18 protein-coding genes are annotated in these 23,915 nt (G+C 44.0%); all 18 read left to right on the forward strand.

Translation table 11 applies throughout. The annotated features are described in order from the left end of the window. The first annotated feature begins 8 nt into the window (after positions 1-8). Positions 9-2,129: a YIP1 family protein gene (locus ASD40_RS13395; protein ID WP_057303768.1), complete on the forward strand. Its 2,121-nt coding sequence runs from the start codon at positions 9-11 to the stop codon at positions 2,127-2,129. Then, complete coding sequence (locus ASD40_RS13400; RefSeq protein ID WP_057303769.1) at positions 2,126-4,405, forward strand: DUF5696 domain-containing protein; 2,280 nt, start codon at positions 2,126-2,128, stop codon at positions 4,403-4,405. Before ASD40_RS13395 ends, ASD40_RS13400 begins: the two co-directional genes overlap by 4 nt. Continuing rightward, positions 4,402-5,268, forward strand: a complete 867-nt coding sequence (locus ASD40_RS13405) for a carbohydrate ABC transporter permease (protein WP_057303770.1) — start codon at positions 4,402-4,404, stop codon at positions 5,266-5,268. The genes ASD40_RS13400 and ASD40_RS13405 overlap by 4 nt, the downstream gene beginning before the upstream one ends. A 38-nt stretch (positions 5,269-5,306) precedes the next feature. After that, positions 5,307-6,263, forward strand: a complete 957-nt coding sequence (locus ASD40_RS13410; RefSeq protein WP_057303771.1) for a carbohydrate ABC transporter permease — start codon at positions 5,307-5,309, stop codon at positions 6,261-6,263. A 30-nt stretch (positions 6,264-6,293) separates the two neighbouring features. Then, positions 6,294-6,992, forward strand: a complete 699-nt coding sequence (locus tag ASD40_RS13415; protein ID WP_057303772.1) for a hypothetical protein — start codon at positions 6,294-6,296, stop codon at positions 6,990-6,992. A gap of 43 nt (positions 6,993-7,035) precedes the next feature. Further along, positions 7,036-7,773: a hypothetical protein gene (locus ASD40_RS13420; RefSeq protein WP_200957408.1), complete on the forward strand. Its 738-nt coding sequence runs from the start codon at positions 7,036-7,038 to the stop codon at positions 7,771-7,773. A 27-nt stretch (positions 7,774-7,800) separates the two neighbouring features. Continuing rightward, positions 7,801-8,529, forward strand: coding sequence for a hypothetical protein (locus ASD40_RS13425; RefSeq protein ID WP_057303773.1), 729 nt, complete (start codon positions 7,801-7,803; stop codon positions 8,527-8,529). A gap of 199 nt (positions 8,530-8,728) precedes the next feature. Continuing rightward, positions 8,729-10,060 carry an ABC transporter substrate-binding protein gene (locus ASD40_RS13430; protein WP_057303774.1) on the forward strand — a complete coding sequence of 444 codons (1,332 nt, stop codon included), beginning with the start codon at positions 8,729-8,731 and terminating at the stop codon, positions 10,058-10,060. A gap of 102 nt (positions 10,061-10,162) precedes the next feature. After that, positions 10,163-10,312 (forward strand): hypothetical protein, encoded by a 150-nt coding sequence (locus ASD40_RS37175; protein ID WP_156389997.1) that lies wholly within the window; start codon positions 10,163-10,165, stop codon positions 10,310-10,312. A 47-nt stretch (positions 10,313-10,359) separates the two neighbouring features. Further along, a complete protein-coding gene (locus tag ASD40_RS13435; protein ID WP_057303775.1) occupies positions 10,360-11,367 on the forward strand; it encodes a hypothetical protein in 1,008 nt (335 codons plus the stop codon). Positions 11,368-11,421: 54 nt separating this feature from the next. Beyond that, a complete protein-coding gene (locus tag ASD40_RS13440; protein WP_082562215.1) occupies positions 11,422-12,765 on the forward strand; it encodes an ABC transporter substrate-binding protein in 1,344 nt (447 codons plus the stop codon). Between the two features lie 194 nt (positions 12,766-12,959). Then, positions 12,960-14,330 carry an S-layer homology domain-containing protein gene (locus tag ASD40_RS13445; protein ID WP_057303776.1) on the forward strand — a complete coding sequence of 457 codons (1,371 nt, stop codon included), beginning with the start codon at positions 12,960-12,962 and terminating at the stop codon, positions 14,328-14,330. A gap of 87 nt (positions 14,331-14,417) precedes the next feature. Then, positions 14,418-14,903 carry a hypothetical protein gene (locus ASD40_RS13450; RefSeq protein ID WP_057303777.1) on the forward strand — a complete coding sequence of 162 codons (486 nt, stop codon included), beginning with the start codon at positions 14,418-14,420 and terminating at the stop codon, positions 14,901-14,903. Between the two features lie 88 nt (positions 14,904-14,991). Next, the gene (locus ASD40_RS13455; protein WP_057303778.1) at positions 14,992-15,699 is read left to right on the forward strand and encodes an ABC transporter ATP-binding protein; all 708 of its coding nucleotides are present in this window, start codon (positions 14,992-14,994) and stop codon (positions 15,697-15,699) included. Further along, positions 15,674-16,717 carry an efflux RND transporter periplasmic adaptor subunit gene (locus ASD40_RS13460; protein ID WP_057303779.1) on the forward strand — a complete coding sequence of 348 codons (1,044 nt, stop codon included), beginning with the start codon at positions 15,674-15,676 and terminating at the stop codon, positions 16,715-16,717. The genes ASD40_RS13455 and ASD40_RS13460 overlap by 26 nt, the downstream gene beginning before the upstream one ends. 12 nt (positions 16,718-16,729) lie before the next feature. Then, positions 16,730-19,630 (forward strand): ABC transporter permease, encoded by a 2,901-nt coding sequence (locus ASD40_RS13465; RefSeq protein WP_057303780.1) that lies wholly within the window; start codon positions 16,730-16,732, stop codon positions 19,628-19,630. 1 nt (position 19,631) lies between these two features. Next, a complete protein-coding gene (locus ASD40_RS13470) occupies positions 19,632-20,510 on the forward strand; it encodes an ABC transporter ATP-binding protein (protein WP_057303781.1) in 879 nt (292 codons plus the stop codon). 194 nt (positions 20,511-20,704) lie between these two features. Next, positions 20,705-23,893 carry an S-layer homology domain-containing protein gene (locus ASD40_RS13475; protein WP_057303782.1) on the forward strand — a complete coding sequence of 1,063 codons (3,189 nt, stop codon included), beginning with the start codon at positions 20,705-20,707 and terminating at the stop codon, positions 23,891-23,893. Positions 23,894-23,915 lie beyond the last annotated feature (22 nt).

Consider the following 23,915-nt stretch of genomic DNA (forward strand, 5'->3'; position numbering starts at 1 on the left):
GTTTGAGCATGAAAATAAGATGCCACAGGTGGAGGCTTTTCCTTTCCTTGATCATCTTGTGCACCGCGCTGTTGCCTGCAACTACGCACGCCGAAGTGAAATATTCGACCTATACAAAGGATAGTTACAACAATCAGATATGGCTTCAACCGGCTTATTTTCCACTGGATGTAATCGGGGAGGATCTGTATACAACGGATCCTAAGCAGCCAAATGTTAAAACGCCCTCACCGTTGCGAAATCCAAAAGACATCTTTATCGATGCGAAGAACGAAGTCTACATCGTTGATACGGGCAACAATCGGATTGTCCATATGACCGAAAAGGGACAACTGCTGCGATATCTGACGCTCCCGGAAAGCCCGCTCAACAAACCCGAAGGCATATTTGTCACCAAAGAAGGCGACATCTATATCGCGGATACGGGGAACAAAAGAGTGATTAAGCTGGACAAAAATGGGAAGATGCAAACCGAATTTAAACGACCGGACTCCAAATACATCCCAGCGACGTTCGTCTTCGATCCGGCAAAAGTGATGGTGGACGAACGGGGATTCCTGTACATTGCGGTGCATGGCGGTTACGAGGGGATCGTGCTGCTTGACCCGAAAGGTAAATTTCAGGGCTTTTTTGGCGCAAACAAAACGGCTCTTTCTCCGTTAGACGCTTTAAAGCGCATGTTATACACCAAGAAAATGTATGCCAATGAGGTCGCAAAGAGACCGGAGACGATCAACAGTGTCGCTACGGATAAGAATGGTTATATCTATACGGTCACGGGCGGTATGGCCAAAAGCGACCAATTAAAGAAATTAAATATTAAAGGGAATAATTTACTTCGCAGCTCCAATAAAACATTCGGGGAAGTCGTTCCCGGGGATGTTCCGATAGGCCCGATAACCTCAGGTCCGCAGCTGATTGATGTGGCCGTTGACCAAAGCGGCAACATGATCGTGGTCGATTCGCAATTTAAATATATTAGTCATTATGATGCATCTGGCAATTTATTGTACTTTTGGGGCGGCGCTTCAGCTGTCGGATCGTCTCAAGTAGGTCTCTTGAAAAGCCCTGTGGCACTCGATGTGAATGCCAGGAATGAATTGTTCGTTTTGGACGATCAGGAAAATATCGTTCAAGTATTCCGTTTATCGGAGTTTGGCCAAAAAGTGGATCAAGCCAACCAACAGACTCTAGCGGGTTATTACGAGGACAGTGAAAAATCGTGGCAGGATGTTCTTCGTATGAATGCCCAATTCACTCCAGCCATTATGGGATTGGCTCAAGCGGCTTTTACAAAAGAACAGTACGAAGAAGCGAAAAAGCTGTTTAAAGAAGCTGGGAACCAGGAAGGGTACTCTGACGCCTTTTGGCAAATCAGGATGAAATGGTTACAACAGAATTTCTCCTGGATTGCGAGCCTTTTGTTATTCAGCGGAATTTTATACATGTTGATCAATAAATGGACCTCCAAAAGCAGGTTTCGAGATAAATGGCGCAATAGGAGGCGGATACATCACAGCTTCCTAATGAACTTCAAGCATGTATTTTACATGATGAAACACCCGATAGATGGGTTTATCGCCATACGCTATGAAGGAAAAGGCAGCTACTTGAGTGCGATTATCATCTTACTTTGCGTGTATGCTTCCCTGGTGATCAAAAGGCTTGTTACCAGCTTTTCCTTTGACTCTTCGATCCATGTCGATATTTATTCGATATTTACACAGTTTTTCATTGTTTGGATTGCGTGGGTCATTGCCAACTATCTCGTGAGCTCCATTTATCGAGGAGAGGGCAGGTTTAGAGATATTTTTATCGGAAGTGCTTATGCGCTCGTACCGTACATGGTTATTGGTATTCCGCTTGCCTTCATTTCGAATATCATGACGATGTCCGAGTCTACTATTTACCATTATGTGGCACAAGGGATGATTGTATGGATCGGTTTATTGATATTCTGGAAAATTCAGTGGATTCATAATTACAGCGTAGGTGAAACCGCATTGAACATCGTATTTACGCTTTGCACCATGTTGGTCATTGGTGTTCTCATCTTTATTACAACCGGATTGACCAACGATTTGGCATCATTAATCTATGAAATGTACCAGGAGGTGATCTTGAGATGATAGGGATAATCAAACGGGGGAAAACCGCAGCAGTCGTTACCATCCTGCTCTTGGTCGCCATCTTCTTGGTCGTGGTTAATGTCAAAATCGAGTTCAAAGCTCCGGAAAATCGCGTACCCTTACCGGCGAAGATAGAAAGTTCAGCAGCTGCTGTCAATAGTGTCACCGCCCAATTGCCTAAAGAGAGCGACTTTAAAAATGTCGCCGAAACGGATCTGCTGCGTTTAAAAATGGATGAAAAAACCGGCCATTTTATCGTGGAAGACAAACGGAATGCAAATGTCTATCGTTCTTTTCCAAATCCGGAATATTGGGATAAGGAAAAGATCTCGGAGACCTGGAAAAAGCATTTGGCCTCACCGCTAATGGTTCAATATGTCGATTTCTCGAAAAACATCCTGCAAGCGAAGGAAACAAACTTGGCAGCGGATGGGGGACGGGTCAAAGAGATAAAATTGATTCCGGGCGGTTTTTCATTGGTGTATGAACTGCCTGCAACCGGATTTACGATCCCGATTGAGGTGAAAATCGAAAACGATTATGTAGAGACGAAGATTATACGCGAAGGCGTCAAGGAAGCGAATATGGGTCTCGTCTGGGCTAGGTTGTTTCCATTCTTCGGAGCTGAATATACCGTTTCCGGACAGGAAGGATATATGTTCATACCAGACGGCGCTGGAGCATTGGTGCGGTTTAAGGATAATCAGCTGAACGTCAACAAGATATACGATGAAGCTGTATACGGTCAAGATAACACTTTCGCGGGTCTTAGCAACAATCGCAACAAAATTGTGATGCCGGTATTCGGTATGAAGACGGGTACCAAAGGGTTTGTGGCCATCGTTCACGACGGAGACGAATACGCCAACATCGTTGCAGCGCCGGCAGGGGTGCTCAGCAACTATAACTGGGTGACCGCTCAAATGAATTTCCGATCGAGCTTCTTGCAGTTTACAACGAGAAATACGAATGTCCCTGATTCATGGGGGTATATCGATTATAACCGAGAAGAAGTATTCGGCAGTGACCGTATTGTACGTTACTACCTATTAGACAGCCAAAAATCAGACTATGTAGGTATGGCTCAAACGTACCGCCAATATCTGATGAAGGAAAAGGGGGCGAAGCCCGTCACAGTCAGCAATCCCAATATACCGATGCATGTAAACTTCATCGGGGCGGATCAAGAAGACGGCTTAGTCACCTCGCGATATCTTAATTTGACCACGACGGACGAAGCCACTCAAATGGTCAATTCTTTACATGACAAAGGCATAACCAATATGTCGCTTACGTTTAAAGGTTGGCAGAAGGGGGGCTACAGCGCCTTTGGGAACACGTTTCCGGTTGATTCCCGTATCGGTGGCGATAAAGGAATGAAAGCATTTATTGACAATGCCCACAGTTACGGTTTGCCGGTTTATTTAGAGGCCGAATATGCTTTGAATAACACAGGGGCATCGGGTTTCGACGAAAAATATCACGCCATCGTCAATTTGGCCGGGCGAAATCAAACGGTAAGTACTTTATATAACAGAGAACGAACACCAGCGGTCAGCTATAAATTTGCAGAAGAAATGGTTAAGAAAGATCTGAATGCATATAAAGCGATAGGTGCTGACGGAATTGCTGTTAACATACTCGGACAAAGACTGTTCAGCGACTATAATTCGGGGTTCGGTTCGACCAGAGATGAAGCTCGGGATGTTCAGGAGCGAATTCTAAAAACGATAAAAGAATCATTAGGCGGCGTACAAGGGAAATATGCCAATCTGTATTCGCTGCCTCATATGAATTATATTCAAACGCTGGTTTACGATCATTCCTATGATTTATTTACCGACGAAGCCGTTCCTTTCGTTCAGATTGCTACCCACGGTTTAGTCACTTATTCATCGGAATATGTGAATAACCGGCAAGAAGACGTACACGACTTTTTGCGTGATATTGAATATGGCGCAGAGCCATCCTTCATTTTCACACGGGCGGAATCGAAAAAATATGTGAATTCTTTCGGCATTCGATACTACAATACCTATTTTCCCTATTGGGAGACTTTCGCCGTGGAGCAGTATAAACGATACAACGAAGCGCTCGGTGGTGTACAAGATCAGTTTATTGCCGATCACAAGACGCTGGCCCCAGGTGTAAAGCAAACAACCTACGAGAATGGTACACGGGTCATTGTGAACTATAATTTGGAGCCGTACCGCAGCGGCGATCTTGACGTTCCAGCACAAAACTTCGTTGTGATTCGAGGAGGGGCAAGCCGATGAAAAGAAAGATGAGACTAAATTCGTCCCTAGTCGAATATTTGGAGGGTGCGCTCTTTATTGCCCCTTGGTTTATTGGCTTTCTAATTTTCATGGCGTTCCCAATTGGCTTTTCCTTGTATATGAGCTTTCAAAAAGTGACGATAACGGCTACGAAAACGACAACCGAGTATATTGCTTGGACGAATTACCGGTATATTCTTTTTGAGAACGGACAACTGCTGTACAACGATTTATTGCCGTTTCTCCGGCAAGCCTTGTTTATGATCCCGATTATCGTCCTATTCGCCTTGATGATCGCCATCATTCTGAATCAAAAATTTGCCGGCCGGACATTTTTTCGCGCGATATTCTTTCTTCCAGTTATCTTAGCGACGGGTCAAGTTGTAGCGGAATTCCTGACGCAAGGTGAGGGGGACTTGGGTTTTATGTCGAAGTACAATGTTTCCGGCCTCATTAGTGCTAATCTATCGTCGACATGGTCTGGGCCACTCATCAAGATTCTCGACTCGTTCGTATTGATTCTGTGGTATTCAGGCGTACAAATCTTGATTTTCCTTGGTGGCAGACAGACCATTTCGAATTCAGCCTATGAAGCGGCGCGAATTGACGGCGCGGGTCCTTGGGAAACGTTCTGGAAAATTACACTTCCAGCGATGACGCCATTTATTTTCCTTAATATGATCTATACCGTCGTCGACTTATTTACTTTCCCGACGAATCCTATTTTAGGAAAGGTTAGAGAAAGTGAATATGGGTCGTACAGCGCGTTAATTTGGATTTATTTCCTTATCATCAGCTTCTTCCTGGCGATTATTTTCATCATCTTCAGCAGGGTAACAAAGTCGCAAAGGGAGACTGTTTAACGTTTAAACAACAAAAAACTTATTGTTGGGGTGAAGCTATGATCGGATTAAAAATCAAAAAAGAGCATTCGGATTCGTTTCTGCTTTGGTTAAATAAAGCCCGCTATATGATTATTGGCAGAGAAGCGGATAAAGGAATGCTGTTTAAATTTTTTATTTATTTAATATTACTGGATACAGCCTACATTTATCTGAAGCCTATCCTCCATATGATAACGACGATGGTCAAAAACGCAGATGATTTGCTGGATCCTTCCGTTAACTGGTTTCCACGGACGATCTACCTTGGAAACCTCCAGGAAGCTTGGGCTTGGTTGAAATATCCGAAAGCTTTCACCATCAGCTTGACACTCTCTCTTTCCGTGGCCATCCTGCAAACGCTTTCCTGTGCTGTGACCGGTTATGCCTTCGCAAGATTGAAAGTCCCTTTTAAGAGGCTGATGTTTTTTCTATTGCTGCTGACATTTATTGTCCCAATGCAGGTTACCATCTTGCCGAATATCATTTATGCTAGGGAATTAGGTCTTCTGAATACGATTTACCCCATTATTGTGCCCGCATTTTTCGGCCTAGGTTTAAAGGGGGCACTGTTCGTCATCATTTATCGTCAATTTTTCTCCACCCAACCGAAGGAACTGGAGGAAGCAGCCAGAATTGATGGGGCCAATGTGTTTAAAATATTTTACAAGGTTATGATGCCGCTTGCCAAACCTGCTATTCTCGTCGTATTTTTGTTTTCCTTCGTATGGACCTGGAATGACTTCTATTTGCCGAGCATGTATTTGTCCGATATCGAAACAGCACCTCTCTCAATGGGTATCTCACGTATAGCCTCTGCGCTGCGGCAGCAAGCCGAACAATATGGACCGTCGGTTAATGACGAAGCGATCAGAATGGCTACCACGTTCATGATGATCATTCCGCCGATGCTTTTGTATACATTCACGCAGCGCTGGTTCGTTGAGGGTGTGGAAAGAACAGGCTTGGTAGAGTAGTACAATGCAGCTAAAGGAGGATTATGGAAAATGAAACGAGTTATTGCCTTATGCGTTATCGCCGTATTTATGATTTCTATGATGGCATGTTCATCGACGGAAACGGCCACTGCACCCTCAAATGCCAAAAAATTGCTTTATGTCAAAAAGAATGAAGGCAGCAATGATCCCATTATCATTAGTCATCTGAAGAAGCTTGGCTATCAAATCATGGATACAACGGACAGTGTCTTTAAAGCGGAAGCAGCGAACGGCTATGGCGTCGTGTTTATTAGCGATTCCGTCAACTCCTCCAGAATAGATGCCAAACTGAAGAATTCCACGGTTCCCGTTGTCTATGCCAAGACTCAATCGGTCAGCATTGCCGGTTTGACGGGAATTCTGGATTACGGGGAATTGAATGATGTGAAAGCCATACAAATTAAAGACAGCAAACATCCACTTGCAGCAGGATTGAAGGATCAGGTAACTGTTTATAACAGCAATGGAAAAATGGGGTATGCAATTCCGGGCAAAGAAGCGGTTATTATTGCAACGGCGCAGGGCGACGATAAGAAAGCCGTTATTTTCGGGTATGAAAAGGGAGCGAAAAACATCAAAAATGAACCCATCCCGGCTCGTCAGGTGTTTTTCTATTTACCCGCCGGGCAAGAAATGAACCAGAACGATGAGGGGTGGAAGCTTTTGGACGCCTCCATTCAGTGGGCTGCACAAAACGGAAAAAAGTAATGATTAAGCGTTTACTATTATTTTGGCAAAGGGGATTTGATTCATGAAACGTTTAGTGAACATGATCACTGTCTTAATGCTGTTTATGGCGCTAATGGCTTGTACATCGGCTCCGGTCAATATGGATTCCGTGACCAATCCATCAACAGCTCCGAACAAAACGCAAAGTAACGGGAAAAAAGTTCTTTTTATCGGAAGAGACAGCGGCGGAGATGCCATCGTTACCAAGCGCTTAAAAGAAGTGCATGGCTTAGAAGTCACGGTCATATCAGACAAAGAGGTTGCTGCAGCAAAAGCGAATGATTATACGTTAATCTATGTCAGCGAATCCGTTAATTCCGGTAAAATCCGCGACACGTTCGTAAAGACTGCCGTACCCGTCATTTATGCCGAGCCTCAATCAACCTCCGATACAGGAATGACGGGTACGGATGGATTCGGTAAATTGGATGCAGGGAACGTGGCCAAAACAATTCAAATCAAAGACAGTAAGCATCAACTTGCAGCAGGGCTAGAGAACCAAGTTGACGTCTATAAGGCTAACGGGAAGATGGGTTTTGCCACCCCAGGTGCAGAGGCTATTGTAGTGGCTACGGTACCAAACGAGGAGCAGAAAGCAACCATTTTCGCCTACGAGAAAGGCGTGAAAAACGCAAAGGACCAGCCCGTAGTCGCGCGCGAAGTGTTCTTCTATTTGTTCAATGGGGAAGAAATCAATCAAACCGAAAGCGGTTGGAAGCTATTCGATGCAGCCGTTCGTTGGGCCATGGGGAAAAAGTAGCTTTTTACAGCAAAGGAGTGATATCTCTTGAAACGAATATTGAGCCTTCTCATTATTGCTGTGATCCTGATTTTCGCTACGGCTTGCACAGTAACAACACAGGGAAGTCCTGATGCGAGCCAGGGGGGAAATGCTACCAAAGTGTCTGGTAAAAGCAAAAAAGCGCTCTTTGTTGGCAGAGAGAGCGGTGGTGATGCCATTACAATTAAACATTTGAAAGCACTCGGATTTGAAGTCGCGGTGACTACGGACAAAGAACTTACCGCCGACGAAGCGCTGAAATATGCTCTGGTTTTTGTTAGCTCAACCGTCAACTCTGGTCGAGTTAGCAACAAGTTGATTGCTTCTCCGATACCCGTCATTTATGCCGAATCTCAAAATATAGGAGATGTGGCTTTGTCGGGTAAATCGACTGACTTTGATAATGGCGATTACTCCGGTAAGAGCGTTACGATCAAAGCAGGCAATCATCCGATGGCAGCTGGGTTAAAGGGCAATGTGGACATCTATAAGCTAGATGGGAAGATCGGATTCGTCGTTCCTAGCAAGGAAGGTGTCATTGTTGCCTCAGCTCCCGATGATGACCAAAGAGCCGTTATTTGCGCGTTTGAGAAGGGCGTCAACAACTTGAATAACGAACCAGTGCCGGCACGTCAAGTGTACTTTTATTTGGTAAACGGAGAAGAAATAAACCAGACCGACGATGGCTGGAAGCTCTTCGATGCTGCCGTAAAATGGGCGATTGGCAGCAAGTGATACTTGATCTATGAGGAACACATGCAAAAGGCTTCTCCGCTCAGGAGAGGCCTTTTCTTCATTTTCATCATACGAAATGATGCAACAAATAACCTATAAAAATGAACGATCCCCTAATGAAAGCACGATTCATTCCTAATAAAGTTACTTAGTAAGCGCTTCCGTGAAAGCGAGAATCTTAAAGGAGGTTCGATAAAGAATGATAAAGTATCTATTTTCATCCTTATTTTTTGTGCTGGCATGTTTAATCTTGACGAGCTGTAAGTCAGAACCTGTAAGTTCTGATCAAACTCCGGTAGCCAACAAATCAACGGAATCGCCGGAGAACGAATTGTTCATCTATACGGCTTGGCCTGCATTTTACGTCAAAGAAGAAATTTTTGAAAAGCAAATCGGTCAATTTATCAAAAAGAAGTTCCCAGATATTAACGTCAAGCATGTCCATTGGAATAGTCCGGGCAGACGGTATGAGGACTTGATTGCAGCAGGCACTATTCCCGATATTGTATTTGATGAAGTACGCCGCAACACGTACAGGCAGGTTCGAAGATTCGAAATGCAATACGACATGACCGATTTGATTAAAAAATACAATTTTGATACGAACAAACTGAACCCGGCAGACATGCAGCATTCCATAAATACATCGGACGGAAAACTTTATTCGCTGCCCTTTAACTCGAACGAATGGGTGCTGTTTTATAACAAAGATATTTTTGATAAATTCGGAGTGGAATATCCGAAGGATGGCATGACATGGGATGAAACTTATGAGATGGCTAAAAAGCTGACGCGACAAGAGGGTGAAATTACGTATAAAGGTTTTCAGATGAATCCTGCCCATTATTTGAAGTTTAACCAGCTATCGGAACCTGGACTCGACCCAAACGAAGACAAGGCTTCCATGGTATCAGATAAATGGGTGAAGAGTGTAGATAATATCAGGCGATTCTATGATATTCCCGGCAATCAGTTAGTCAAAACGAATGCCTTCTCTAAGGGCAATATTGCGATGATTGTGGACTCTTTGGAAAATGCGGTGAGACTGGTTAACGAGAACAAAAGCTTAAACTTCGATGTTTCTTCCATTCCTGTTTTTCCGGAGGCGCCTAAGACTAAATTTCAGCCCAACACGAACGGTATGTTTATAACGAATCAATCTAAAAAGAAGGATCTGGCGTTTCAGGTCATCGCTTATCTTCTGTCGACAGAGTTTCAAATCGAGCTGTCCAAACAAGGAATCATTTCTACTCTAATAGACCCGGCGGTTCAACAGGTATTCGGGCAAGGCATTCAGGAGTGGAAAGGAAAGCATCTCCAGTCGCTCTTTTATTTAAACAGTGCTAAGCCTGCTCTTCGTAAACCTGGCTTGACCTTCATCGACTCGAATACGGATATGGTGTGGAATTTAATTGCGGAAGAATCCAAAGATAGCCAAACGGCACTGCGTATGACCAATGATGCCATGAACAAAGCAATAGAAGAAACGAAAGTGATTCAGAAGGATGGCGGAACAAGTCAATATCAATAGGGATGATCACCGTAGGAAAAGATGCAACAAACAACCTATAAAATGGAACTCCACCCCTAATGTAAGCGCAATTAATTAGTAATAAAGTAAGGATATACAAGAATGCCAAACGAAAGTTGCCGGTTCTCGCTTCATTTTTGTAACAAAATAGAAGCGTTTACATGGCGAATAATGGAGGCGAGCTATGAAGAAGTATCTTATTTCACGAAGCAATCGACTAAAGGTATTCAAACTGAGAAAGCTGCCAAGTAAGATCGTATCCGATGGGATTGAATCAAGAACTTAGGGGGAATTAGTTAATGAAACGTTTTCTCATCCTGCTCGTCATCGCTTTGATGACAATGACCGTGATCGGCTGCTCATCATCCGAAGGAAATCCTGAGGCGAGCGTCTCGCCAAAAGTCACAGTATTAGCTACCACATCGATATCGCCAGTACCTACGATATCGGCAGCGCCTACGGATTCTTCCATGGCTTCTACGGCACCAACACCAATAGCTACTTCAGTGGTTTCGGTAACTCCTGCACCTACGGACGCTTCCAAAACCACAGTAACCCCTGCAACTACAGATTCGTCCAAGGCATCGGCAACACCTGTACCTAAGGATTCTCCCAAATCTTCAGCGACATCTACACCAGCAGCGACACAACCCGAGCCATCACAGCAGCCTGAAATTTCACCAAAGGGGAAAAAAGTGCTCTTTGTTGGACGGGAGCAAGTTCCTGTGCCTGCGGAAGATGTTGTTATGGCCGATCGTTTGAAGGGCATGGGCTTCATTGTTACGAAGCTTGGCGATAAAGATTTCACTGCCGATGAAACCAAAGGTTATGACTTGCTCTATTTCAGTCAAACGGTGAACTCTAAGTTTTTGAAGGGTGGCGTCATGAAAGATGTCGCGATTCCAACCGTCTATGTGAAAAGCCATGGTATGTTCTATCTGGGCTTATCCTCGCTTGAGGAAGGAGCCACGGTTAAAAAAATTAAATCGATCGACATCGTTGATAGCAAGCATAAAGTTGCAGGTGGCTTATCAGGCACAGTGGACGTGTATAAAGAAGCTGACACTGGTTACGGTGTTAGTTACGGAATAGTGGGCAAGGAAGCGAAAGTGATTGCAACGATCCCGGGAGATAAGACGAAGGCTGCGCTCTATTATTACGATAAAGGCTCAAAAGCCGATAACGGATACACGACTAAAGCTCGGTTATCATTCTACTATTGGAGTAACGGGATGCAGGATAATTCTACTGACGCAGGATGGAAGCTTTGGGACAATATCGTCCTGTGGACTTTGCAAAATGGCTAATAGTGTTGGAGCAATGTATAGGACAATTATTCATCATTGGAGGTACTAAACACAGTGAATAAATATGTAAAGAGCACCTTGTTTATCGTTGCATTGCTCACACTAATAACAGGCTGTGAAAGTGGTCTTGAATCAAATCCTGTTACTACAGCCAACAAACCGACGAACAAATCGCCTGAAAATGAATTGTTTATTTACACGGTTTGGCCTTCCTTTTATGCAAAAGAAGAAAATTTTGACAAACAAATCGGTCAATTTCTTAAAAAGAAATTTCCAGATATGACGATTAAGCATGTGCACTGGGATAATCCGGGCAGACAATATCAGGACCTAATTGCGGCTGGCACCATCCCGGACATTATTCTTGATAACACTCGTATGAATGCGCAAAGATATATTATAGATAACGATCTTCAGTATGATATCAGCGATTTGATCAAAAAGTATAACTTCGATACAAACCAATTAAATCCGGCCCATATGGCCCAGATGAGAAATATGACGCCGGATGGGAAGTTATATGGTCTGCCATTCAATAATAACGATTTCGTTCTATTCTATAACAAAGACATTTTTGACAAATTTGGCGTCGACTATCCGAAGGACGGGATGACCTACGATGAAGCTTACGAGCTGGCCAAGAAGCTGACACGTGTGGAAGGCGAAATCACATATAAAGGGTATTCTCAAAACCCTGGTCATTATATGAACTACAATCAGCTTTCTGTCTCGCCGCTTAGCCAAACGGAAGACAAGGCAAGCTTGAACACGCCGGAGTGGAAAAAAATTGTAGACAACTTGAGACGTTTCTATGATATACCCGCCAATCAGTTTGACACCGTCGAAACTTTCGCGACGAAAGGAAATATTGCTATGGCTGTGGCAACAGTGGACCATATTGTTTCGTTCCATGAGCAAAACAAAAACTTGAACTTCGATGTCGTGTCGGCACCTTCGTTTAGTGATGTTCCGGATACTAGGTATCAACCGAACCTGTATGCCATGTACATAACGAAGCAATCGACGAAAAAAGATCAAGCTTTCCAGGTTATGGCCGCAATTCTCTCCGAAGAGCATCAAGTCGATTTGGCAAAAGAAGGTGTCATCGTGCCTTTGGAAAGCAAAGCAGTCCAAGAAGCGTTTGGCCAAAATTTGACGCAAATGAGAGGCAAGAACACGAAAGCTATTTTCCATGGCAAAACCGCTTTGCCTCCGGCGGCACGCGCAGCAGGTTTAGCCTGGTACGACGTTCCGATGCAGAACGTATTCGGACCTTTGATTTTCAAAGAGTCCAAGGACTCTGTAACGGCACTGCGCATGATTGAAGAACAATCAACGAAAGGAATTGAAACAAACAAGGCTGAAAAGGCTGCACTCGATAAATCTATCAAGAAATAATCAACCTCTTAAAGACCTATAAACATGAGTAAAAGCCCCTATAATCGATTCATCTTTTCGTATTAAGGTATGTATAGTGCGAAGATGCCCTTGATGAGGAGGTGAAAAGTAAGTCGTGTAAAGTAATACCTGTTATTTACTTACCTGACCGCAAGCTCGTTTCTTTATTAATCTAATATTGGATGGTGATCTGTTTGAAAAAACTTATATCAACCCTATTAATGGTTCTTCTTTTATCATTCACTTTGCTTCCATTGGCTTTTGCAGAGGGTACCGATTCGGCCGACACTCCTGCCGTTAAATCCGTGGATGATTTCAAGGATTTGAAGGATCTGCCGCAAGACGTGAAGGACAAATTGGATTCACTGATTAAAGGCGGCGTTTTTAACGGATTGACCGAAGATACATTCGGTTTGGATGCCGAAATGAATCGCGCTCAGTTTGCTAAAGTAGCCGGCATTATTTTTAAATTGACCATTGATGAAACGCTTAAAAGCTCAACATTTACGGATGTTCGTTCTGATGATCCCGCCAATTCTTATGCACTTCCTTATATTGAGGCACTGAAGAAAGCAGGGCTAACAAACGGATACGACGCAGAGGGGAAAACGTATAAGCCGTCTGGCGCAGTGTCACGTCAAGAGCTCGCGGCGTTCCTCATACGAGGTCTCGGTTTGGAGGAAGATGCTAAAAAAGCCACGCCTGTTTCGGACAACACTGTAGACGATTGGGCAAAAGGATATGTCGCACTTGCGCTCGAAAAGAAACTTATGACGAATCAAGAAGACGGTAAATTTAGCGGTTCGAAATCGGCTACAAGAAAAATGTTGGCGCTTGCAAGCTATGAAGCGAAGAATCTGGTTGAGGCAGATGCTACGACTGATCCGGGTACACCGACGACTAAGCCCGACACACCGACTACACCTGCTGGTGAAATTTCGGCGCAAGGTAAAAAAGTGGTGATTATCGGAAGGGAATCCGTTCCACTTCCTACAGATGATACGATGGTTGGCGATCGGTTGAAAGCCCTTGGATTTAGGGTCACTTATTTAAGTGAAAGAAAACTCACACCAGAAAAATTGGAAGGATATGATTTGATCTACATCAGTCCAACCATTAACTCCAAGTATTTAAAAGGCGGAGTCATGAAAGATGTCGCGATTCCGACTTTATATGGTAAAAACCACGGAATGTACTATCTTGGTCTATCATCAATCGAAGAAAATGCGGAATTTGCAAATGGAAAATCGATTAGCATTGTTGACAGTAAACATAAAGTAGCAAGCGGTTTATCCGGTAATGTGGATGTATTTAAAGAAGCTGACCCAAAAAGGGCATTTGGTTACGGAATTATGGGTAAGGAAGCGAAAGTGATTGCCACCGTTCCCGGCGACAAGACGAAGGGGACTATCTATTACTATGATAAAGGCACGAAAGCTGACAACGGGTATGCCGTTAAAGCGCGAATATCGTACTTCTTCTTCACTGGGGAGAATGAAGAGATCACTGACGATGCTTGGAAGCTTATGGATGCTCTCTTTTTATGGACGCTGCAAAACGGTTAAAATCCTTTCTAAGAATGAAAACTCCAGTTTATGGACTGGAGTTTTTTCCTAACATATCACATGAATTCTCAGAAGGGAGTGATTTAAATGAAGCAGATAAAACTTTTTAGCATGCTTTCCGTGATCTGTTCATTGTTTTTCTTAACTCAGTCAGCGATTGCACAAATAAACCCTAATATAAAATGGACGAATACCTTATCAAGCAGTGATTCTACTTATAATCATTGTTATTCTTCGGCTGATGTCGGTGACGGTTACACCACGGTAGCTGGTTACAGTAATAAAGAGAATTGTTCGGGTATATCCAGAGGTGAAACTTATGTTGAAAACATTTCCCGAATTACATTTGGTTGGTCGTACTATGTTGAAAGAGACGCTAATATTACGGTAACCGTAGCTACTTATGAAGGCGATTTATTCAACATTACGAAAAATGACAGCAGTGATTTTGAGTATGAAACAGCTATCGACTTACCAGGAGGATATACGGGCCCTGTTTATTTCAATGTCGATGTCAGTGCATGGGATAATGGTTTTGGTGAAGCGAAAATTGAGAATATTGCTTTTGAATAATTGAATCTTTGAAAACACTCACAAAGAGGAAACATTCATGTTTCCTCTTTGTTATAGACAGACCTGTATATTAGGAGTGTGACTACGCATGATGATCGAGCAACAGCAACAAAACACCAAAGCTCTTATAAGGGTAGAAGGGGTTACGAGGGTGTTCGGACGAGGTTCTACCGCTGTTCACGCATTGAAAGGAGCCTACCTATCGATCCCGGGAAAGCAGTTAGTTGCTCTCAAAGGTCGGTCTGGATCCGGCAAAACAACGTTAATGAATATGCTTGGTGCTCTTGATAGGCCAACGGAAGGCAAAGTGTACTTTCATGATGCCGAAATCAGTGGATTCACAGAGAAGAAACGCAATGAGCTGAGACGTGAACACATGGGATTGATTTTCCAATCCTTTGCTCTGGTTCCATTGATGACAGCTTACGAGAATGTGGAGTTCGGTTTAAGAATTGCGGGCATTCCGTCCGCACTTTATAAGGAATACGCGGAAAGGGCGCTAGAATTCGTAGGGTTGAAAGCAAGAATGAAACATCGGCCCTTTGAGATGTCCGGGGGAGAGCAGCAGCGGGTTGCCATTGCGAGAGCGATTGCTCACAAGCCCTCATTGATCCTGGCGGACGAGCCGACGGCAGAACTGGACAGTAAGATGGGGCTTCAAGTGATGAAGGTATTTAAGGATTTGGTTCAACACGAGGGGATGACCATCATTATGACGACTCATGATCCCTCAATAATGAGCGTTGCCGATCATGTATACACATTGGAGGATGGTCAAATTGTCGAAGAAGCTTAGCAAAATCCTGTTCTCGGTGCTTGGAACATGGTGCATAGCTGGTACCTTGGCAGGCTGCTCTTTGCTGCCGATTGAAGAACCAGAATTGAAACCGCCGCTTGTTCAACCTCTCACCGAATCCTTAACACTTTTTGAGGTGAAGAACGCCAATATCGCTAAGCAAATTACGGGAGTGGCGACGTTTGCATCGGATCAAATGGATTACTTATTTTATAAAGAATCCGGCGGTAGATTGACGTCATTCAGTGTGAAATTAGGAGATAAAGTACATGCAGGCGATGTCGTAGCTTCAACAGAAACAGGCGATTTGGAAATGAAAATTCGGTTGCAGGAAATTACGCTCGAAAAGATCAAAATTTCAATGGCCCAAGAAATAGCGGATAAGGGTGGCGATGATCCAGCTGTTCGTTTGAAAATGCTTGATTATGAAAGCGCTCAAATTCAGTTGAAATCGCTGCGGAGTCAATTGGAGAGAACGACTCTCGTTGCAACGGTTGACGGCATCGTAACTTACATTGAACCGATGAAACTGGGCGATCAAGTATCGGCGTATAAACAACTAGTGACAATCTCAGACCCGAATAAGATGAAACTCGTTTATACGGCCTCCAGTCAGAACGATTTGGTTGGCGTTGAAATAAACATGGATGTCAATGTGAAAATAAAAGATAAGACGTATGTAGGGAAGGTCGTTCAAACGCCAATGACCGCTCCGATAAGCGATAATAAAACGGTACAGGATAAGAACTCGAAGTCACTCTTTATTAACGTACAGGGACTACCGGCAGAAGTGACGATTGGTTCCCAAGCAGACATCGCCATAGTGACGGAAAAGAGAGAGAATGTGTTGGTCATCCCTAGAGCGGGGCTGCGCAGCTACATGGGACGCGACTATGTACAGGTTATGGAAGGAGAAAGCAGGAAAGAGATCGATGTGGAGAAAGGGATCGTTGCGGCAAGGGAAGTGGAAATACGCAAAGGTATTACCGTAGGGCAGAAGATTATTTTGAATAATTAGGAGGTTAAGAGATTGGCATTATTTATCATGATCTTGCGCAAAATGATCAATAATAAATGGCTGGAGCTTAGCCTGCTATTCGGATTGGTGTTATCTGTGGCTCTAACGAGCACGATGCCGATATATACAAACGCAATCTTGCAAAGATTACTGATTCAGGAGCTGCAGCAATTGCAAACCTCTAGCAGTCAGTATCCCGGCATCTATTGGTTGTCAGCAAATTTGGTTCCAGAAGATAAGCAAAAGAACGAAAAAATTTCTGAAACCGATGAATTTCTGAACAAAGCCAGTCATCGCTTTGGCCTTCCTGTCCAGCAGCTCGTCCGTGAAAGGTCGACAGAGCGATATGGTCTTACTCCGGCCGAACCAGACAAAGTTGATATACACATACAGCGGTCAGCGGATTTCTCTGCCATTGATGGCATGGAGGAACACATTCGGCTAGTGGACGGACGTCTACCGGAGAAAGAGCCGGTTAATGGGGTGTATGAAGCGCTTGTTGTAAAAGAAGCTTTGACAGAACTTGGCATGGTGCTGAATACCGTTTTTACAATCCAAGATGAGAATATGAAACAACCGGTTTACGTCAAGCCAGTAGGCGTATTCGATCGTAAGGATTACACGGATCTATTCTGGTATAACATTCCAAGCAGCTATAAAAATAGCTTTCTGATCAATTTTGATTTATTTGAAAAAGAGTTCACAGCAGGAAGCAAACTAACTATTCAGTCTAGCTATTGGTATTTGGCCCTTGATTATAGCAAAATGTCGCTGGTATCCACGAACGATTTCATTGATGCTCATCGCACGATCACGGCTCATATGGAGAAACGTTACGAAACTCACAATACGAATGCTCCTGCCTTACAAACTTTGGGTGCCTATTACGTAAAAGAAGCCAATCTAAGGCTCATGCTCTGGTCGTTAAATGTGCCAGTTATGCTCATGCTCGCCTTTTACTTGTACATGGTTGCAAACTTGATCACGGAACGCCAGAAAACGGAAATCGCCGTATTACGCAGTCGTGGAGCTAGTCGCTTGCAAATCATTTTCAGTTATGTCGTGGAGGGCTTAGTGCTCGGCACAATTGCTTTCTTCATCGGACCGTATTTCGGTGCTTTTTTGACTAAACTATTGGGTGCTTCGAGCGGGTTTCTTGAATTCGTACAGCGGGCTAAGCTTGAGGTTGAATTGAACCGGGATGCTTTCCTGTACGGGTTAATTGCTGTCGCAAGCTCACTTGTGATGACGCTGATTCCGGTATTCCTTGCCATGAGGGTAACGATTGTTGGGCAAAAACAACAGTCGGCAAGACAGGAGAAAAGCTCTTTTTGGCATAAATATTTCATAGATGTCATGTTGATTGGGATAGCCCTTTACGGCTTGAATAATTATAAAACGCGTATCAAAGAGCTGCTGTCGCTTGGCTTAAAATCCGGCGATTTAAAGGTAGATCCGCTGTTGTTTCTCATTCCTGCACTTTTTATATTGGGTATGGGTCTGTTCATTCTTCGATTTTACCCTTGGTTTATGCGTTTGGTGTTTAAGGTCGGCAGACGCTGGTGGCCACCTTCCCTTTACAGCACACTGATACAAGTCAGCCGTTCGACCATTCAATATCAATTTATTATGGTTTTTCTGATTATCACAATTGCCACAGGCCTATTCAGTGCCAGTGCTACCCGTACGATCAACAAGAATACAGGTGATAAAATCCATTACTCCGCGGGTGCCGATATCACGATGCAAATCCGTTGGGAGAATGACGCCCCTCCGGCTATTTTGACCGGTTTAATGGAAGAATCCGAAGAGGAATCAGCTGATTCCAATGCTGATTCCGATGCTCCGCATAAGACGCAATATACAGAGCCGTCATTCCTACCGTTTACTCAGCTTAATGGTGTGGAACACGCCGCAAAGGTGTTTAATAAAAAGGATGCGATTTACACTCGGGGAAAAACAACTGAAAATATACAACTTATGGGAATCGAAAGCAAGCAATTTGGTGAAACCGCATGGATGCGTGATCGTTTACTTGACCATCATATCAATGATTACTTAAATTTGATCGCTCGCAACCCGTCTGCTGTTTTAATTTCCAAATCAATGGCGGAAGAATACGGCTTGAAACCTGGCGACACCATGACTCTTGGCTGGGAAGGCGTAGAAGGTGCCCAATTTACCGTGTACGGGGTGATTGATTATTGGCCGTCTTGGAATCCAAACCCCGGTGTGAATGACACAGTGACAACCACAACGAAGCAGGGGTCCACTACGAAAATTAAGAAGCCAAATCTTGTGATCGGCCAACTTCCGTATATTCAAAACAATCTTGCGCTGGAACCCTATGAGGTTTGGTTGAAGCTGAAACCAGAGGCTAGCAGTCAAGCGGTATATCAAGCCATCGTTGATCATGGCTATGAGATAGAGTCTTTGAGGGATGCCAAACAGGAACTGATTAAGTCGATCAAGGATCCCTTCCAGATGGCCATTAATGGTGTGATGACGCTCGGGTTTCTGATATCGATCTTTATTTGCTTTTTTGGCTTCCTGTTATATTGGGTTCTCTCTTTATTCGCTCGGACGCTTCAGTTCGGCATTTTGAGAGCGATGGGCATTTCCTTTTTCCAGTTGATTCTGATGCTTATTGGTGAGCAAATCTTGATCTCAGGTGCGGCGATTCTCATTGGAATTCTGACCGGTAACTTGGCGAGTCATTTGTTCGTACCTTTATTTGAATTGTCATTCGATCCGAAAACGCAGGTACCGCCATTCAAAGTTACATTTGATCCTCGTGATCAAGTTCGGCTGTACTGGATCGTCACGATGATGATCGCAATTGGATTGGGAGTACTCGGGTCTTTCGTGTCCCGAATCCGAATTCATCAAGCTGTTAAGTTAGGGGAGGATTAGGATGATCCATTGTGAAAATCTGGTCAAAATTTATAAAATTGCCGATTTGGAGGTAGTTGCGTTACAAGGATTGGACTTGCACGTGGAGGCTGGTGAATTGATGGCTATTATCGGCAACAGCGGAAGCGGTAAGTCGACACTGCTAAATATGCTTGGGGGGCTTGACAGCCCCTCAGCTGGCAGTCTAAGGGTCGATGGCAAAGATTTGCTGGGCATGTCAGAGAAGGACATCGTGAGTTACAAACGAGAGACGGTAGGCTTCGTATGGCAGAACAATGCACGAAATTTAATCCCTTACTTGACGGCATTGGAAAATGTGGAGTTGCCCATCTTACTTCAGGGCAAGCGCAAGCGAGAACGAGCCATGGAACTGCTGGAAGCCGTAGGCCTTAGCCATCGGCTGAAAAACAGACTGAACCAACTCTCTGGCGGTGAACAGCAGCGTGTTGCCATCGCTATTGCGCTGGCGAACCATCCGAAGCTCTTGCTTGCCGATGAACCAACCGGCTCTGTCGATACGAACATGGCCAATCAAATTCTGGATTTGTTCCGGCATTTGACCCGGAGTCTGGGGCTCACGGTCGTTATTGTTACGCACGATCCGCTGCTTGCCAAAAAAGTGGATCGCGTAGTAGCTATTCGAGACGGGAAAACTTCCTCGGAAATAGTGAGGCGCAAATCGTTCGATCAAGAACTGCTTGAAGCAGTCCATGGCATCGAAGAGCAGGAAGAAGAGTCGCACGTCGAATATGCGGTGCTGGACCAAGCGGGCCGGTTACAAATTCCTTCAAACTACTTGGAATCAATAGGAGTGAAAGATACGAATAAAGTCCAAGTTACGTTGGAGGAGGGAAGAATCGTACTTCTGCCACCCGAATAATGATGAAGTAAACAACCTATAAAGATGCATAAAAGCCCCTATAAAAAGTTCGCATTTTTGCCATATAGTTAGGTCATGCAAGTAAACTGAGATTGGAGAGTGGGTTGATGTGATCAGAGAGACAACAGTGTTCAAGCGAAATGTAAGCGTTTTATTTTCACGTATTTTTGCTTGTCGGGAGGTGTATGCATCAAATGAATAAACAAATTGCGCTTTTCTTATCGTTCTTATTTTTCTGTTACTGCGTAACTCCTATGGCTTATGCGGCTGATACCTCGTCGCAAACCTCACAAACGACAACCACACCGTCAACATCGACTACACCATCTGCGACACCAGCGGCAACTACAAAAGCAACAACTCCATCATCGTCTGTAACTTCAGACACGTATCTGGCCGACCAGTTTGGCGATTTGAAAAGTATTTCGAAGGACGACAAGAAAAAGATTAACGCTTTATTAAAAATGGACGCGATCGATACGGCGTCAGTAGATTCTTTCGGTCTGGACCAACAAATCACTCGAGCTCAATTGGCGAAGTCAGTTGCAATCATTTTAGGATTACGCATCGACAAGGCGGTTGCAACATCGAACTTTTCCGACGTCCAATCGGATGACCCTACTCGTCCTTATATCGAGGCTTTGAAGAACTCGGCTCTTACGTACGATGTTGTAGATAAGTTCAATCCGACCGGGCAAGTGACCCGTCAAGAACTCGCCATGCTGCTGATCAAGGGACTTGGTTTGGATGAGAAGGCGAAAGCAGAGATGCCTAGCAAGGATGAAACCGTAGACAGTACATACAAAAGCTATGTTACCTACGCAATTAAGCAAAAAATCATGACTAACCAGACTGAGGGTAAATTCAGCGGAAGTGTCCCTGTTACCAGAAAAGCGTTTGCGCTTGCAGTTTATGAGGCCATGCAACTGCATTTGACAACAGCGAAGCCTGCAAAAGCATCCATCGCCGAAGTCAAATTAATGGGTACAGGCAAAATATCCGTAAGACTTAATCGGGATGTCGACAGCAACAAGGCCATTTTGAATGTCACGAAATACGGTTCGGATACGGCGATGCCATCAAGCACCGTGTGGTCGGATGACAATATGAACGCGACGCTCGAAACGGATGCGTTAACGTATGGCAAATATACAATTGAATTATCAGGGATGGATGCTGGGAGTATCGATAAGGGGAAAATAGAATTTCTCTCTGAAGTGGGGCAGATCCAAAAGTTGGAGATTGTTACTTCTTCGGAAAAGCTTCCTAAATCCAAAGTATTGATCGAGTTCAAAGCAACAAACCAATATGGCGAGAATGAGATCTTATCCGCAAGCGATTTGAATATCATGGTAGGTGCTCAAAATCGTAAAGTAGACTTTTATCCCGATAAGAATGCTTTCACCATCGATTTGAGCAAAGAATTAATAGATAGTAAAGTGATGGTTTCGTTATTAGAAAAGCGCAGCTTCAAGACAGCCAGCAAATCGTTTATCGTTGGGGACTTTCCTATTGTATCGAAAATCGAAGTGGGAGAACTGAAGATCCCTGGTGGTCAGTTGATCTTTAAAGCTGGTGTTAGAGCTTACCTCAAACTCAAAGCCTATGATCAGCATGGGTATCCCGTCGTTGATTCCGACATTTTAAACATGGGTATCCATAAGTCTTTTACCGAAACGGGGAATGTCATTAATCAAACAGGTGGAAATGATTTCGTCGACTTTGACAATGACGGTTTTCCGGAAATGCAAATGGAAGCGAATATGGATTTAGACGGAGATAAGGAAGTAATTGTTAATTTATTTAGTGCTGGTGAGCAGGTATCTACGACGATTAATGTAACAGCATTGAAAACACCTGCAACCGTCGTAATAAAACCGTTAGCAGAACCGGCGGCGGAAGGTGACGGCGAGAAGTTGTTCGGTTTGGTCATCAAAGATTCAACGGGTTACGAGTTCAGTACATCCGAAATTGTGGAGGCAGAAACGACGGGTAGAATTTCAGTATATGCCACAGGTGGTATCGTACTGGAGGCAGATACACTAACACGTGAAGGTAGACAAGTGGCAATTAGGTCCACGGATGGGCAAATTCGTGTCAAAGAGGTAAAGGCAGCAGGACCGGCGACCATTAATGTTCGAATGAATGCACTTAATGAAACGGTAACGCTGCCCATGAATATAGAGAAACCTCGCAAGCCTAACTCAATTAAACTTGATGCCGAGAGTTCTGTGAGCGTTACCTTGTTTAATGGGGTGAACCCTTCAACGACCTTTAGAATTTATGATCAATATGACATTGAATACAGTACGAACCAGACCGATTATAAGGTTGAAATGAAGCTTGAAAAAATAAGCGGAGAAAAAGGGGCTATATCCAAAACGGTCTTGCCAGGAAACGTGGCGCTCGTCTCTGATGCGAATCCTATTTTACTGAAGGAAGTTAATCAAATCGCTGGTAAAGGCATCACTATCACGCCACATGCAACATTGAAGGGAAGCTACCGCCTGACCGCTTCATTGGTTAAAGTCGACTCAAATTTGCAAATCGTAGAGACTTTGGACTCCTTGTCTGTATCATTAAATGTAGTTGACATCAAAAAAGCGGATCTAGTCTACTGGTTAGATCTGGGCGATAGCTTGAATGCAGCAGGGAAATTATATTACGATTGGGGAAATACGAAAAGCGTTACGGATGCGACTTACTTATTCAACAACGCCAGCTATAAGCTCGCTGGCAAAGATGTCGTAGTAGGAGTCAAAGATAGCTCAGGTTATAAAGTATCCTATACCCCTAAGGTCAAGTGGTTAGCTGTTAGCAATCCGAACATTATCGCGTTTAATGGAGATCCTGTGAATCCTAAGTTCATCGGTATCAACGAGGGAAAAACGACCTTAAAGGTCTTCTTCGACACACCACTCGGACAGAAAGATCTCACCATGGAATACCCGATCTCTGCCGACCCAATGGATGTGTCAGAACTTAAGATTAATCAACCTACTCCAAAATCGGTTGCGGGCGGCGCTGCTTTGCCTTTGAACGGTCTCTATGTTTGGGACACAAAGCTGATGGGTCAAATTCAGGTCGTTTCCAATTACGGCAGTTTCGTAAATCAAAATTGCACGGTTTCTGCCAGTTGTCCTACTGGGTACCAAGATCAAATTACGCCAGTTAATAATATTCTTCAAGCCAAGATGTGGATCAGTGACATTGTGTATCTGACGGGAACGACTTCGGCCCAGCAAGATACGATCTCGATCGGCAATGATTTTAAAATATCGTATACCCGAGTTGGCAGCACGACTTCGAACAACATTAAGCAATTTACCATTAATTTCGCTTCTCAAGACCAGTACAAAACTTTTATCGCTGTTCTTCAATAGTGGTTTATGATCCCTGTCGGGT

It is taken from the genome of Paenibacillus sp. Root444D2, from assembly GCF_001426375.1.
Taxonomy (GTDB): Bacteria; Bacillota; Bacilli; order Paenibacillales; family NBRC-103111; genus Paenibacillus_E.

Excerpts from the sequence above, each read along its gene's own strand:
- ASD40_RS13395 (WP_057303768.1), top strand. The coding sequence starts at position 9 with ATGAAAATAAGATGCCACAGGTGGAGGCTTTTCCTTTCCTTGATCATC.
- ASD40_RS13400 (WP_057303769.1), top strand. The coding sequence starts at position 2,126 with ATGATAGGGATAATCAAACGGGGGAAAACCGCAGCAGTCGTTACCATC.
- ASD40_RS13405 (WP_057303770.1), top strand. The coding sequence starts at position 4,402 with ATGAAAAGAAAGATGAGACTAAATTCGTCCCTAGTCGAATATTTGGAG.
- ASD40_RS13410 (WP_057303771.1), top strand. The coding sequence starts at position 5,307 with ATGATCGGATTAAAAATCAAAAAAGAGCATTCGGATTCGTTTCTGCTT.
- ASD40_RS13415 (WP_057303772.1), top strand. The coding sequence starts at position 6,294 with ATGAAACGAGTTATTGCCTTATGCGTTATCGCCGTATTTATGATTTCT.
- ASD40_RS13420 (WP_200957408.1), top strand. The coding sequence starts at position 7,036 with ATGAAACGTTTAGTGAACATGATCACTGTCTTAATGCTGTTTATGGCG.
- ASD40_RS13430 (WP_057303774.1), top strand. The coding sequence starts at position 8,729 with ATGATAAAGTATCTATTTTCATCCTTATTTTTTGTGCTGGCATGTTTA.
- ASD40_RS37175 (WP_156389997.1), top strand. The coding sequence starts at position 10,163 with ATGCCAAACGAAAGTTGCCGGTTCTCGCTTCATTTTTGTAACAAAATA.
- ASD40_RS13435 (WP_057303775.1), top strand. The coding sequence starts at position 10,360 with ATGAAACGTTTTCTCATCCTGCTCGTCATCGCTTTGATGACAATGACC.
- ASD40_RS13450 (WP_057303777.1), top strand. The coding sequence starts at position 14,418 with ATGAAGCAGATAAAACTTTTTAGCATGCTTTCCGTGATCTGTTCATTG.
- ASD40_RS13455 (WP_057303778.1), top strand. The coding sequence starts at position 14,992 with ATGATGATCGAGCAACAGCAACAAAACACCAAAGCTCTTATAAGGGTA.
- ASD40_RS13460 (WP_057303779.1), top strand. The coding sequence starts at position 15,674 with ATGGTCAAATTGTCGAAGAAGCTTAGCAAAATCCTGTTCTCGGTGCTT.
- ASD40_RS13470 (WP_057303781.1), top strand. The coding sequence starts at position 19,632 with ATGATCCATTGTGAAAATCTGGTCAAAATTTATAAAATTGCCGATTTG.
- ASD40_RS13475 (WP_057303782.1), top strand. The coding sequence starts at position 20,705 with ATGAATAAACAAATTGCGCTTTTCTTATCGTTCTTATTTTTCTGTTAC.